The 13113-nt window shown below is 60.8% G+C and carries 11 protein-coding genes; 5 read left to right on the top strand and 6 right to left on the bottom strand.

The window, feature by feature from the left end:
• Positions 1-237: 237 nt before the first annotated feature.
• The 3 genes from ACXHXG_RS17380 (at position 238) to aidB (ending at position 5452) form a co-directional block, all read left to right on the top strand.
• Positions 238-978, top strand: coding sequence for a helix-turn-helix transcriptional regulator (locus tag ACXHXG_RS17380; RefSeq protein ID WP_283048100.1), 741 nt, complete (start codon positions 238-240; stop codon positions 976-978).
• Positions 979-1094: 116 nt separating this feature from the next.
• A complete protein-coding gene (gene pyc / locus ACXHXG_RS17385; RefSeq protein ID WP_457900103.1) occupies positions 1095-4556 on the top strand; it encodes a pyruvate carboxylase in 3462 nt (1153 codons plus the stop codon).
• Positions 4557-4630: 74 nt separating this feature from the next.
• Positions 4631-5452: an AidB family quorum-quenching N-acyl homoserine lactonase gene (gene aidB / locus ACXHXG_RS17390; RefSeq protein ID WP_283048096.1), complete on the top strand. Its 822-nt coding sequence runs from the start codon at positions 4631-4633 to the stop codon at positions 5450-5452.
• A gap of 23 nt (positions 5453-5475) precedes the next feature.
• On the opposite strand, the gene ACXHXG_RS17395 is transcribed toward aidB, so the two are convergent.
• From ACXHXG_RS17395 to ACXHXG_RS17415, 5 genes are all read right to left on the bottom strand, one after another.
• On the bottom strand, positions 5476-6723 hold the full coding sequence (locus ACXHXG_RS17395) for an MFS transporter (RefSeq protein ID WP_457900104.1): 1248 nt from the start codon (positions 6721-6723) through the stop codon (positions 5476-5478).
• A gap of 260 nt (positions 6724-6983) precedes the next feature.
• Positions 6984-7745, bottom strand: a complete 762-nt coding sequence (locus ACXHXG_RS17400; RefSeq protein ID WP_457900105.1) for an amino acid ABC transporter ATP-binding protein — start codon at positions 7743-7745, stop codon at positions 6984-6986.
• A complete protein-coding gene (locus ACXHXG_RS17405; RefSeq protein WP_104825273.1) occupies positions 7742-8422 on the bottom strand; it encodes an amino acid ABC transporter permease in 681 nt (226 codons plus the stop codon). Before ACXHXG_RS17405 ends, ACXHXG_RS17400 begins: the two co-directional genes overlap by 4 nt.
• 81 nt (positions 8423-8503) lie before the next feature.
• Complete coding sequence (locus tag ACXHXG_RS17410; protein WP_283048091.1) at positions 8504-9277, bottom strand: amino acid ABC transporter substrate-binding protein; 774 nt, start codon at positions 9275-9277, stop codon at positions 8504-8506.
• A gap of 112 nt (positions 9278-9389) precedes the next feature.
• Positions 9390-9875: a GNAT family N-acetyltransferase gene (locus ACXHXG_RS17415; protein WP_457900106.1), complete on the bottom strand. Its 486-nt coding sequence runs from the start codon at positions 9873-9875 to the stop codon at positions 9390-9392.
• A gap of 154 nt (positions 9876-10029) precedes the next feature.
• Here ACXHXG_RS17415 and ACXHXG_RS17420 point away from each other — a divergent pair, with 154 nt between their 5' ends.
• Positions 10030-10530, top strand: a complete 501-nt coding sequence (locus tag ACXHXG_RS17420) for a BA14K family protein (protein ID WP_283048088.1) — start codon at positions 10030-10032, stop codon at positions 10528-10530.
• Positions 10531-10666: 136 nt separating this feature from the next.
• Here ACXHXG_RS17420 and ACXHXG_RS17425 read toward each other — a convergent pair whose 3' ends face one another.
• Entirely contained in the window at positions 10667-11539 is an 873-nt protein-coding gene (locus ACXHXG_RS17425; protein ID WP_104824833.1) for a DMT family transporter, read from the bottom strand.
• 254 nt (positions 11540-11793) lie between these two features.
• Here ACXHXG_RS17425 and ACXHXG_RS17430 point away from each other — a divergent pair, with 254 nt between their 5' ends.
• Positions 11794-12993, top strand: a complete 1200-nt coding sequence (locus ACXHXG_RS17430; RefSeq protein ID WP_457900107.1) for an MFS transporter — start codon at positions 11794-11796, stop codon at positions 12991-12993.
• Positions 12994-13113: the final 120 nt, after the last annotated feature.

A 13113-nucleotide genomic window follows, 5' to 3' on the forward strand; every position in this document is an offset into this window, starting at 1 on the left:
GGGTACGAAATCGGCTGCCAGAGAAATGTGACAATTAAAGAATACTTCATATCATGGCATTGTCGCGCAGCGATGCGATTGCTATTCAGGGTTGATCACTAAATTTTTCGCCAATGACGTTCAATTTATTTTCGATCCGATTATGTTTGCCCGCCATCAGCCGACTCGGGAGGCAAGGCGGAACATGAAGGCGGCATCTGCTGACGAACAACCAGGCTTTCAAGCCAGGGGGTAGCTGTGAATATTCATTCCTTAATACAATTGCTTGTGGTCATTGAAGAATGCAAGCTTGCCAAGAATGTCGTGGCGGAGCTGGAACTGGTGCTGCGGTCCTACAAGTTCGATTTCTACGGTCTGCTGAAGCAACCGCGGCCGAATGTGGACCCCACGACCCTGATGCTGGCCGGACGCTGGCCCGACAAATGGCCGCTCACTTACGTCGCCAAGAAATACCTCCTTATCGACCCCACCATCCGTTATCTCGGCCGGGCGCAGCGGCCCTTCCGCTGGCGCGATGCCATGGCGGCGCTGAAGGGCGATCCGCTGCGCCGGCGCATGGAGCAGATGATGGCCGATGCCCGCGCCCATGGGCTGATCGATGGCTATATCTTCCCCATTCACGGGCGCAGCGGCCTGCTCGGCAGCATGACCGTCGGCGGCAATGTGGTCGATCTGTCGCCCGCCGAGCTCTCGCTGTTCGATGCAGTGGCGAAAAAAGCCTTCTGGCGGCTTCTGGAACTGCGCGGCGAAGCGCAATCGCTGGAACAACCATCCACAATCGACGTGAAGCTGACCAGGCGCGAGACCGAGGTGTTGAACCATCTGGCGGAAGGCATGACCTCCATGGAAATCAGCCGGACGCTCAAAATCTCAAATCACACCGTCGATTGGTATATGAATAGTATCCAGGACAAGCTGAACGCCAAGAACCGCCAGCATATCGTTGCCATCGCCTTCAGAAACGGGCTTATTCCGTAGTGGCAACTATTTTGATGTCGGATGTCGCAGGAGAAATTGAACTTCTTGTGACAAGAAGTTAAGAATTCTCTTCGCGGGTGCAGCATTGCCCGTTTCGATGCCGTGAGGAGACAGCATTGCCCATTTCCAAGATCCTGGTTGCTAACCGTTCCGAAATCGCCATCCGCGTATTCCGCGCTGCCAACGAGCTTGGCATAAAAACGGTGGCCATTTGGGCCGAGGAAGACAAACTCGCGCTGCACCGCTTCAAGGCGGACGAGAGTTATCAGGTCGGCCGCGGCCCGCATCTTTCGCGCGATCTCGGCCCGATCGAAAGCTATCTGTCGATCGACGAGATCATCCGCGTCGCCAAGCTGTCCGGCGCCGACGCCATCCATCCCGGCTACGGCCTTTTGTCGGAAAGCCCGGAATTCGTCGATGCGTGCGATGCCGCCGGCATCATCTTCATCGGCCCGCGCGCCGACACGATGCGCCAGCTCGGCAATAAGGTGGCAGCGCGCAATCTCGCGATTTCGGTCGGCGTGCCCGTCGTGCCGGCTACGGAGCCGTTGCCGGACGATATGAAGGAAGTCGCCAAGATGGCCAAGGAGATCGGCTATCCGGTCATGCTGAAGGCCTCCTGGGGCGGCGGCGGTCGCGGCATGCGCGTCATCCGCGCTGAGGCGGATCTCGCCAAGGAAGTGACGGAGGCCAAGCGCGAGGCGATGGCCGCCTTCGGCAAGGACGAGGTCTATCTGGAAAAGCTCGTCGAACGCGCCCGCCACGTCGAAAGCCAGATCCTTGGCGACACGCACGGCAATGTCGTGCATCTTTTCGAGCGCGACTGTTCAGTTCAGCGCCGTAACCAGAAGGTCGTCGAGCGTGCGCCGGCGCCTTATCTGACCGATGCGCAGCGCCAGGAACTGGCCGCCTATTCGCTGAAGATCGCCGAGGCGACGAATTATATCGGCGCCGGCACCGTCGAATATCTGATGGACGCCGACACCGGCAAATTCTACTTCATCGAAGTCAATCCGCGTATCCAGGTCGAGCATACCGTGACCGAAGTCGTCACCGGCATCGATATCGTCAAGGCGCAGATCCACATTCTCGACGGCTTCGCCATCGGCACGCCGGAATCGGGCGTTCCGAAACAGGAGGACATCCGTCTCAACGGTCATGCGCTGCAATGCCGCGTGACGACCGAGGATCCGGAACATAATTTCATCCCGGATTATGGCCGGATTACCGCCTATCGCTCGGCCTCCGGCTTCGGCATCCGTCTCGACGGCGGCACGTCCTATTCCGGCGCCATTATCACCCGCTACTACGATCCGCTGCTGGTGAAGGTGACGGCCTGGGCACCGAACCCGCTGGAGGCCATCGCCCGCATGGATCGCGCGTTGCGCGAATTCCGCATCCGCGGTGTGGCGACCAACCTCACCTTTCTCGAAGCGATCATCACCCATCCGAAATTCCGCGACAACAGCTATACGACGCGTTTCATCGACACGACGCCGGAGCTGTTCCAGCAGGTCAAGCGTCAGGACCGCGCCACCAAGCTCTTGACCTATCTCGCCGACGTCACCGTCAACGGCCATCCGGAAGCCCGCGGCCGACCGGCGCCGTCGCCGAAGGCGGCCGAACCGGTCTTGCCCTATAGCGACGGCAAGGTTCCGGACGGCAGCAAGCAGCGCCTGGATCAGCTTGGCCCGCAGAAGTTCGCCGAGTGGATGCGCAACGAAAAGCGCGTGTTGATGACCGATACGACGATGCGTGACGGCCATCAGTCGCTGCTCGCGACCCGCATGCGTACCTTCGACATCGCCCGGGTTGCCGGCACCTATGCGCGCGCTCTGCCGCAATTGCTGTCGCTGGAATGCTGGGGCGGCGCCACCTTCGACGTTTCCATGCGCTTCCTCACCGAAGACCCGTGGGAACGCCTGTCGCTGATCCGCGAGGGCGCGCCGAACCTGCTCTTGCAGATGCTGTTGCGCGGTGCCAACGGCGTCGGCTACACCAACTATCCCGACAATGTCGTCAAATATTTCGTCCGCCAGGCGGCCAAGGGCGGCATCGATCTCTTCCGCGTCTTCGACTGCCTGAACTGGGTCGAGAACATGCGGGTGTCGATGGATGCGATTGCCGAGGAGAACAAGCTCTGCGAGGCGGCGATCTGCTATACGGGCGACATCCTCAATTCCGCCCGTCCGAAATACGATCTGAAATATTATACCGATCTCGCCGTCGAGCTGGAAAAGGCCGGCGCGCATATCATCGCGCTGAAGGACATGGCCGGGCTCTTGAAGCCGGGTGCGGCCAAGGTCCTGTTCAAGGCGCTGCGCGAGGCGACTGGCCTGCCGATCCATTTCCATACGCATGATACCTCGGGCATTGCAGCCGCAACCGTGCTGGCTGCCGTGGACGCCGGCGTCGATGCCGTCGATGCCGCGATGGATGCGCTCTCCGGCAATACCTCGCAGCCTTGCCTCGGCTCGATCGTCGAAGCGCTGAAGGGAACGGAGCGCGATCCGGGCCTCGATCCCGAATGGATCCGCCGCATCTCCTTCTATTGGGAAGCGGTGCGCCATCAGTACGCCGCTTTCGAAAGCGATCTCAAGGGACCGGCCTCGGAAGTCTACCTCCACGAGATGCCGGGCGGCCAGTTCACCAATCTCAAGGAACAGGCCCGCTCGCTTGGCCTCGAGACCCGTTGGCATCAGGTGGCGCAGGCTTATGCCGACGCCAACCAGATGTTCGGCGACATCGTCAAGGTGACGCCGTCCTCGAAGGTGGTCGGCGACATGGCGCTGATGATGGTGTCCCAGGACCTGACGGTCGCCGATGTCGAAAACCCGGCCAAGGATATAGCCTTCCCGGATTCGGTCGTTTCCATGCTGAAGGGCGATCTCGGCCAACCGCCGTCCGGATGGCCGCAAGCACTGCAGAAGAAGGCACTGAAGGGCGACAAGCCCTATACCGTCCGTCCAGGTTCGCTGCTCACTGAGGCCGATCTCGATGCCGATCGTAAGGCGATCGAAACCAAGCTGGAACGCAAGGTCGACGACTTCGAATTCGCCTCCTACCTGATGTATCCGAAGGTCTTCACCGACTATGCGCTGGCGGCCGACACCTATGGCCCGGTCTCGGTGCTGCCGACGCCGGCTTACTTCTACGGTCTGAAGGAAGGCGACGAGCTGTTTGCCGAAATCGAGAAAGGCAAGACGCTCGTCATCGTCAACCAGGCGATGACGGCGACCGACGAGAAGGGCATGGTGACGGTGTTCTTCGAGCTCAACGGCCAGCCGCGGCGCATCAAGGTGCCGGATCGTGCCCATGGTGCGTCGGGCAGCGCCATCCGCCGCAAGGCCGAGACCGGCAATGCCGCCCATGTCGGCGCGCCGATGCCGGGTGTCATCTCCACGGTCTTCGTCTCGCCCGGCCAGGCGATCAAGGCCGGGGATGTACTCGTCTCCATCGAAGCGATGAAGATGGAAACCGCGCTGCACGCGGAGAAGGATGGCACGATTTCCGAGGTGCTGGTGAAAGCCGGCGATCAGATCGATGCCAAGGATTTGCTCGTCGTATATGGCGCCTGAGCGTCCATAAAACACGGAAAGGGGGCGGCTCGTCATCCGGCCCCTTTCTGCAGCCCGCGAGCGGAGTCGCATCCATGACCGATCATTCCCTGCATGTCGGGCAATACGACGTTACTCTTCTGCACGACGGGTTATTCGAAGCGCCGGTGGATGTGTTGATCCACACGGATGGCGATGCTGCCCGGCAACATGCGATCGAAAGCTGGGGTAAGCCGACGCTTCAGGTGGATGTGAACTGCTTTCTCCTGCGCGGGCCTGCCGGTGTTCTTCTCGTCGATGCCGGGACGGGCACTGCCTGGGGGCCGAAATACGGCCATGCGCGATCGGCGTTGCATGAAGCGGGGATCGCGCCGGATGAAATCCAGAGCGTTTTACTCACCCATATTCATGGCGACCATGCGCTTGGCTTGTTCGATGGAGACAAGCCGTATTTCCCTCATGCAGACGTGTTCGTGTCGGACAGTGATATCGCCTTCTTCACCGATCCCGTCGCGCGCGAGGCTATGCCGGAGGCGCGGCGCGGCGGCTTCAAAGTGGCCGAGCAACTGCAGCGCGTCTATGGCTCCCGCATAAAACGGATCGGGGCTGGCGAAGTGCTGCCCGATATAGAGGCGCATCCGCTGCCGGGCCACACGCCGGGCCACACCGGCTATCTGCTGCGCGGTGGCGACAATTCTCTTCTGATCTGGGGCGATGCCCTGCATTTGGGGGATCTGCAGCCCGGCGATCCGAAGATCGGCCTGGCCTATGATCTCGATCCCGAGCTGGCCGTCAGAACCCGCCGGGCTGTTCTGGAAGATGCCGCCCGCGAAGGCTGGATCGTCGCCGGCGGCCACATCACCGGCTTCGGGCGCGTGGAGCTGGCCTCCAACGGCTACAGGATTTCGCCGGTGTGAAGCATCCGCCGGCCTCTCCTCGCTCACAATCTCTGCTTCTCAATCAAGGCAGCCCAGACTGCCGCCAGCAGCGCGAGCACCGCGGATATCAGCATCAGAGCAAACAGGGTATGGATCGTCGCCGATTGCGCGATGAACAACCCGCCAATCGAGCCGATGAGGGCTCCGCCCGCGATCCTCATGGCGGCGGCGAGCCCCGCAGCCGTGCCGACCATATCCGCCCGGACCGACATTGCACCACTGTTGGCAGCCGGCATGGTGAGACCGTTGCCGATGCCGATGAACATGCAGGGGCCGAAGAGCGCCCAGATGTGCGTCATTACCGACAGCGACAGGGCCAAGCCGATCGACAGGCCGATGCAGGTCAGAAGCCGCGCGATGACAAGGATCCTGCCGAGCGGGATTTTCGCGGCGTAGCGGCCGGCGAGATAGCTGCCGAGAATGAAGCCGGCGGGAACCAGGCCCATGTAGAAGCCGAGCTTGGCGCTCGATCCGCCGAGGGAATCGCCTATCGTGAGCGGGACTCCTCCAAGGAAGATATAGAGCACGCCCATGGAGCAGGCCATGCAGAGCGTATAGGCCCAGAATCGCGCCGAACGCAAAAGCAGCCCATAGGATTCAAGGTAGTTCCTCCGCGCACCCGATAAGGGCGCCCTCGATCCCGTCAATTCACGCAGGGAGAGGAGGAAGGCGGCGATGCCGAAGATCGCGAGGACGACGAAGCTTGCGCGCCAGCCGAAAAACTCGTCCAGCGAGCCGCCGAACAGCGGCCCGACCATGGGCGCCAGCGCCCATCCCATGGCGAGATAGCCGAATTTGCTGGCGGCCTCGTGCTCGTCGGATGTTTCCTTGATGACCACGAGAGCGACGGAATAGCACGGCCCGATGCATGCCTGCATCGAGCGAAAAACGAGAAAGGTGCCGATATCGGGCGCGAGAACGCAGCCGATCGAGGCGATGATGAAGATCGCGAGCGCCGTCAGGACCACAGGCCGGCGGCCGAACCGATCCGATATCGCTCCCCCGATGGCCTCAAGCGACGCGGTGACGATGGAAAAGCCGGCGACCGAAAGGTTCACGAGGGCGAAATCGGCATGGAACGCCGCTGATATCTTCGGCAGCGACGGCAGGATCATGTTGACCGGCAGCACGGCAAGGGCGGAAAGCAGGATGAGGGTCGTCAGCCGCGGCTGTGCGGCTGCTTTCCCACTGGTCGTGTTGTCGATTGCTTGCGTGGCTGAATGGTCTATGCGGCTTTTGGTGCGCGTCATGGCCTTGTCCGTCGCGTGAGTGGGGAAGTCGAGGGAGATCTGACGGGGTGCTGCCCGGATTGAGGGCAATAAAAAAGGCCCCGTCAGGAGCCTGCTTACCGCGCATGGGTGCTTTCGCCGGATGGTTACACCATCCTGCCCATGCGCCTTCCTACCACTGCGAGAACGAGTGCCGTGTTCATGACACCAGAGCTAGACGGAAAGCTGTGCGCGGTCAATGCGCCTTTTCCGGCGCAATGGATGCCCGGCAGCGCTGTCGCTCAAATATCGTAGCTGTGCCCGGCATTCAGCGTCGAGATGAACCGCTTCGTGCGCTCCTGCGTCGGGGCGCTGAAGATGGCGCGGGAGGGGCCGGTTTCGACGATGTTGCCGGCCTCGAGGAAGACCACGCTGGTGGCAATTTTCGAGGCAAGGCGCAGGTCGTGCGTTGCCATCACCATGGTGGTGCCTTCATTGGCGAGCTGGCCGAGAACGTCGACGACTTCGGCGGCGAGTTCGGGGTCGAGCGCCGAAGTGGGTTCGTCGCAGAGAAGAACGCGAGGCGAGGGGGCAAGCGCGCGGGCGATCGCCACGCGCTGCTGCTGTCCGCCCGATAGCGTCGAGGGCCAGGCGTCCATCTTGTGCGACATGCCGACCTTGGTCAAAAGCTCGACGGCGCGGGCGCGCGCCCTTTCGGCCGGCCAGCGCAGCACGGTGACCAGGCCTTCCATGACGTTTTCGATTGCCGTCTGATGCGGGAAGAGCTGGAAATTCTGGAAGACCATGCCGGTCTGGCGGCGGATTTTCTGAATATCCTGCCAGCCGGTTTTCTTGCCCGGCTGAAAGGTGGCCATCTCCTCGCCGATACGGATCATGCCGGCGGTCGGGATTTCCAGAAGGTTGATGCAGCGCAGCAGCGTACTTTTGCCGCCGCCGGAAGGGCCGACCAGCGCTGTCACCGTGCCTTCCGGAATGAGCAGGCTGATGTCGCTCAGGATGATATTCTCGCCAAAGCGTTTTTCGATGTGCGACAGCTCGATCATGTCCGTGCCTCCAGCGTGCCGCCATAGCGGGCGAAACGGCGTTCGAGAGAGACCTGTAGCGTCGACAGGAAAGAACTCATCACAAGATAGATCAGGGCTGCTTCGATATAGAGGATCAGCGGCTCATAGGTCGTTGCCACAATGCGCTGCGCGGCCTGGAACAGTTCCGGCACCGTGATCGCCGCGGCAAGCGAGGTATCCTTGACCAGCGAGATGAAGGTATTCGACAGCGGCGGCACGGCGACGCGTGCGGCCTGCGGCAGGATGGTGCGGTTCATCGCCTGCCGCCAGCTCATGCCGATGGAATAGGCTGCTTCCCACTGGCCCTTCGGCACCGAGGAGATGACGGCGCGGATGATCTCGGACGTATAGGCGCCGACGCTCAGCGTGAAGCCGATGACGGCGGCGGGAAAGGCATCGAGCAGGATGCCAAGGCTCGGCAGGCCGTAAAAGATAACGAAAAGCTGCACCAGCAGCGGCGTGCCGCGGATCACCCAGACGTAGAAGCGTGCGACAGCGACGAGCGGGCGTGGGCCGAAAAGCCGGGTGACCGCGGTGAGCAGCCCGAGCAGCAGGCCGAGAACGAAGGTAATCAGGGTGAGCGGGATGGTGAAGACGAGCCCCGCCCAAAGCAGCGAGCCCAGTGATTCCCACATCAATTGCAACCAGTGCTGCACGAAGAAGCGGCCTCTCAATAGAAGAATGCGTCCGGAAAGGGTTCCGGACGCATCTTTTTCACAATTTGGCGTCGATGCCTATTACTTCGAAACGTCCTGGCCGAAGTATTTCTGCGAAATCTTGGCATAGGTGCCGTCAGCCTTGATATCGGCCAACGCCTTGTTGATGGCAGCCTGCAGCTCCGGTTCGCCCTTTCGGATGATGGCGGCGGAATAATCGGCATTGGCCTGCTGGGCGACGATCTTCACCGGCGCATCCGGCTTGTGCTTCTTGAAATCGAAGAAGGAGAGGCTGTCGTTGATGGTGGCGTCGGCGCGGCCGGTCAGCACGAGCTGGATCGACTGGTCGAAGCCATCCGTGCCGACGAGTTCGGCGCCGGACGTTTGGGCGAGCTTGCCGAAATTGCTGGTCAGCGACTGCGCGGCCTTCTTGCCCTTGAGGTCGGGGAAGTCCTTGATGTCGCTGTTGCTTTCCTTGACGATCAGCACCGCCTTGGAGGCGATATAGGGATCGGAGAAATCATATTTCTGCTTGCGGGCATCGGTGATGCCGACTTCGTTGATGACGGTGTCGTAGCGGTTGGCGTCGAGACCGGCGATCAGGCCGTCCCACTTGCCTTCCAGAAACTGCGCCTTGACACCGAGCTTGCCGGCGATCGCCTCGGCGATCTCGACATCGAAGCCGACGAGCTTGCCGCTTTCGTCATGATAGGTGAAAGGAGCATAGGTGCCCTCCGTGCCGACCTTCAGAACGCCGGCGGACTGAATCGCCTTGAGGTTATCGCCTGCATGGGCAGGAAGGAGAAATGCGGCCTGCACGAGGGCGGCAGCGGCGACGGTCTTCAACCAGTTCATTGTTTTCTTCCGTTTCTTGAGCGGTTCAATCGATGAGGAATACATTGCAGAAAATCTAGGGCAGTGAAGCGTAGAAAACTGCAAAAGAATTCGGCAATTGCGAATATTTTTCTCAAAGGAGCTGAAGGCGCAAATCGAGTTCGTCTCTGATGGGGATTCTGTTGTCGGCGATCCTTGGAATGCTTGGTTTCAGCCGCCGCGCTTCATCGACCGCCCCAGGTCGAACCCGCCGAAGTTCGAAACCTCGACGTTGGTAGAAACGGAGGGCATCGAGATTGTCGTTCGTCGTCATGACCCAGAGTGCCGACACGCCTTGCTGGCGCAATTGATCGGCGAGCGCTTCTATCAAAGCGGTTCCCACGCCCTGGCCGGAGTGAACCGCATCCAGCGACATCAGTTCCGCCTCATTGCCTTGTATTCGGTAGGTTGCCAATCCCCGCTCGGGATCAACGACGAGCGCCGGCAGATCCAGCAGGTCAAAAATCTCGCCATGGGCGGCGACTTTTGTGCCGCCCCATCGCTCTGTGAGGAGCTTGACGATCCAATCCTTGTCTTGCGGTCCAGCTTCGCGAGTCATCATAAGCCCGATTAACAGCATTGGTTTCGCCCCGGATGGAATGAAGCACCAGCCGGTGCGAAATGGCGCCAAAAGTCAGCCCCGCCGACGCCATAGCCAGCTCGGAAATTAAGTGCCACGCCGTCCTTTCCGCGTTATAATAATCGGCTGCAATGTAGACGGAAAGGTGAAGCTAATGAAGAGGCTAGCAATCGTTGCCTTGTCGCTAGCGACGGCGCTGACAAGCGTCCCGCCGGCTGAGGCGTTTCCCACCATTGTTGTCCCGAAAGTCGAGGCACCGAAGGCGCAGCCGATAGACTGGCATGGCGGTTATCATGGCGGATACTACCATCATGGCGGATACTATCACCACCACGGCGACAACTGGGGTTGGGCGCTCGGCGGCCTCGCTGCTGGCGCGTTAATCGGCGGGCTACTGGCGCAGCCGAATTATTACGGCGGCTATTACGGGTCGGGCTATTACGGCGGCGGCTATTATGGGCCTGGCTACTACGGCGGCTATTATGGTCCGCGGTATTACGGCGGCTATTATGGTCCGCGCTATTACCGACGAGCCTACTATGGCGGCAGTGCGCATGTGCGCTGGTGCTATGCGCGTTATCGGTCCTACAGGGCTTACGATGATACGTTCCAGCCCTCCTATGGTCCGAGACGGCCGTGCGTCGCGCCATACTAGTGATGGCGCAAAAAGCATCTTTTAGGATTGGTTACTGGTGGCGGATAGCTGCCCGTCAGTCAGGCCATGGTTGCTGTCGAACCGCGCGTATGGCCGACTGCGCATAACGAGTCCAGCCGCCGCTATCTGCTCCTCGTCAAACCGTTGCCACTTTCCCCTTCATTCGCTCGCTGACGATGATGATCAAGCCGGCGCTGAGGATGAAGGCTGCGCCGAGGAAGGTGTTGGCCTTGGGGATGTCGCCCCAGATCAGGAAGCCAAGCAGGAAAGCCCAGATGAGGGACGTATATTCGAACGGCGCCAGAACGGAGACCGGCGCCTGCCGCATACCTTCGAACAAGGCAAGCTGTCCTGCGCCGGCAATGACGCCTGTGCCGAAAAGCAGCAACATCTGATAGGCGGTTGGCGTCTGCCAATGCAGGATGGCCATGGTGGCAGTCAGGAGGATGAAGATGATGTTCGAGACGGCCATCTGAATATGGCTTTTCTCGTGCAGCGCGGTCTTGCGCAGGAGCACCATGCCGGTCGCCCAGAGCACGGCGGCCTGCAGCGCCAGATAGACGGGCCAGGAAATGGACAGGCCGACCGGATTGGAGGCGATCACGACGCCGCAGAAGCCGAGGCCGACCGCCGTCCAGCGGACCAGGGTGACCTTCTCGCGCAGGACGATGGTCGCCAGGATCGTGCCGACCACCGGCGCGGCATAATAAAGTGTCGTCACTTCGGCAAGCTGCAGGTAGCGGGCGGCGGAATAGTAGGAGGTCCAGGCGATAACCAGCAACATGCTGCGCACGATCATCGGCTTGATGATCGGCGAGCGGCGGACCTTGCGCGCCAGCGACGGCCCTTCGAAGAGGAAGCAGCCGGCGAGGATGGTGCAACTGCGCCAGAAGAGGATCTGCCAGACGGGGATGTCGGCGACGAGCAATTTCACCACCGAATCGTGGGCAGTGAACAGCATGTAGGCAAACACCGTAAGCAGGATGCCGTAGCTGATGGGGTTTTTCACAGAAGCACCAGGGGAATGGCTTGAGGCAGGCCGGCAGAAAATTTCTTTTAAGGCTCAACGGATAGGCGGCTACTTTTTCGCCGTCAATAGGCCATATGGGCAGGGTAGACCGCGTGCGAAACATTGTTTGCGGTTGTGACTTCCTTGCCTCCGTTTTAACAGACGGAGACGAAACGTGACCGATCGGCGTCTTTTCGGATGTTGAGATTTCAATCGATTTAAATATCCTGCGGCCACCGATTTGGGGATTTCTTATGGATGATATGACTCGATCCGGGAGCTTTCAGGCTCGTAGAAGCGGATTTTTCACAAAATCGCGCGCAGCCGTTTCCCTGCTGTTTTTGATGAACGGCTTCACCGTCGGCTGCTGGGCGCCAAAGATTCCGGAGTTCGCCGAACGACTACAACTGACCAAATTCGAGCTCGGCCTGATGATCCTTGTCTTCGGTCTGGGGTCGCTGGTGATGATGCCGATGGCTGGCGCGCAGATTGCCGGGCGCGGCTCGAAGATCGTCGTCAAGGCCTTTGCCGTGTTGCTGGTGCCGATGTTGCTCGCCTTGACCGTCACCCAGAACGTCTGGACCGCCGCGATCGCCATCTTCCTGTTCGGCGGCTTCATCGGCGCCATGGACGTCGCGATGAATGCCAATGCCGTGTCGGTGGAGAAATCCATGCGTCGGGCGATCATGTCGTCCTGTCACGCGTTCTGGAGTCTTGGCGGCCTCATCGGCTCGGCGATCGGCGGTTTTCTGATCTCGCGCTGGGGCGTGCTCGGCCATGCCGAGGCGGCCACGGCCCTTGCCGCTCTCTTCCTCGCCGTCGCCTGGCCAATGATCCTCGGCGACCAGCCGCATCCGGACGAGGCAAAGCCGAAGGCGCGCTTGCCGATGATCCCCTTGCCCTGGCTGCTCGGCATGATGGCGCTTTTCTGCATGATTCCGGAAGGTGCGGTGCTTGATTGGAGCGCCCTCTATCTCGGCCAGGAAAAGGCCGCTTCGGTGACATTGTCCGGATTTGGCTTCGCCGCCTTTTCCCTCACCATGGCAGCGATGCGCTTTGCCGGCGATTTCGTTCGCGACCGGCTGGGCGCCGTCAAGACGTTGCGGGTCTGCACGGTCTTTGCGATTGTCGGCATGCTGCTTGCGGCGCTGGCGCCGAATGCGGAACTGGCCATTGTCGGCTTCGCGCTTTGCGGCATCGGCATTTCCAACATGGTGCCGATCGCCTTTTCGGCCGCCGGCAATATTCCGGGTCTGCAGCCGGGCATCGGCATCTCCGTCGTCACGACCATGGGCTATTCCGGCATGCTGGTTGCTCCCTCCGCCATCGGCTTTGCCGCCGAGCATGTCGGCTTTTCGCCGGTTCTGATGGCGCTGCCGGTGCTGCTGCTCATCGTGCTGGCGCTGTCGTCTCTGGCCCATTACGCCGACGGCATTGGCAGCGGCTCGCATTAATTTGGTCGCTTTCGCCTGCTATCGCCGTGCTTTCGCCTGAGCAAAAGTGATGCCCGGAGCGGTTGACAACGACCGCTCCGTGATCCACCTGAAAGGCACCCATTTCCCGAGGCTAACGAG

The sequence above is a fragment of the Rhizobium sp. LEGMi-198b genome (assembly GCF_054114205.1).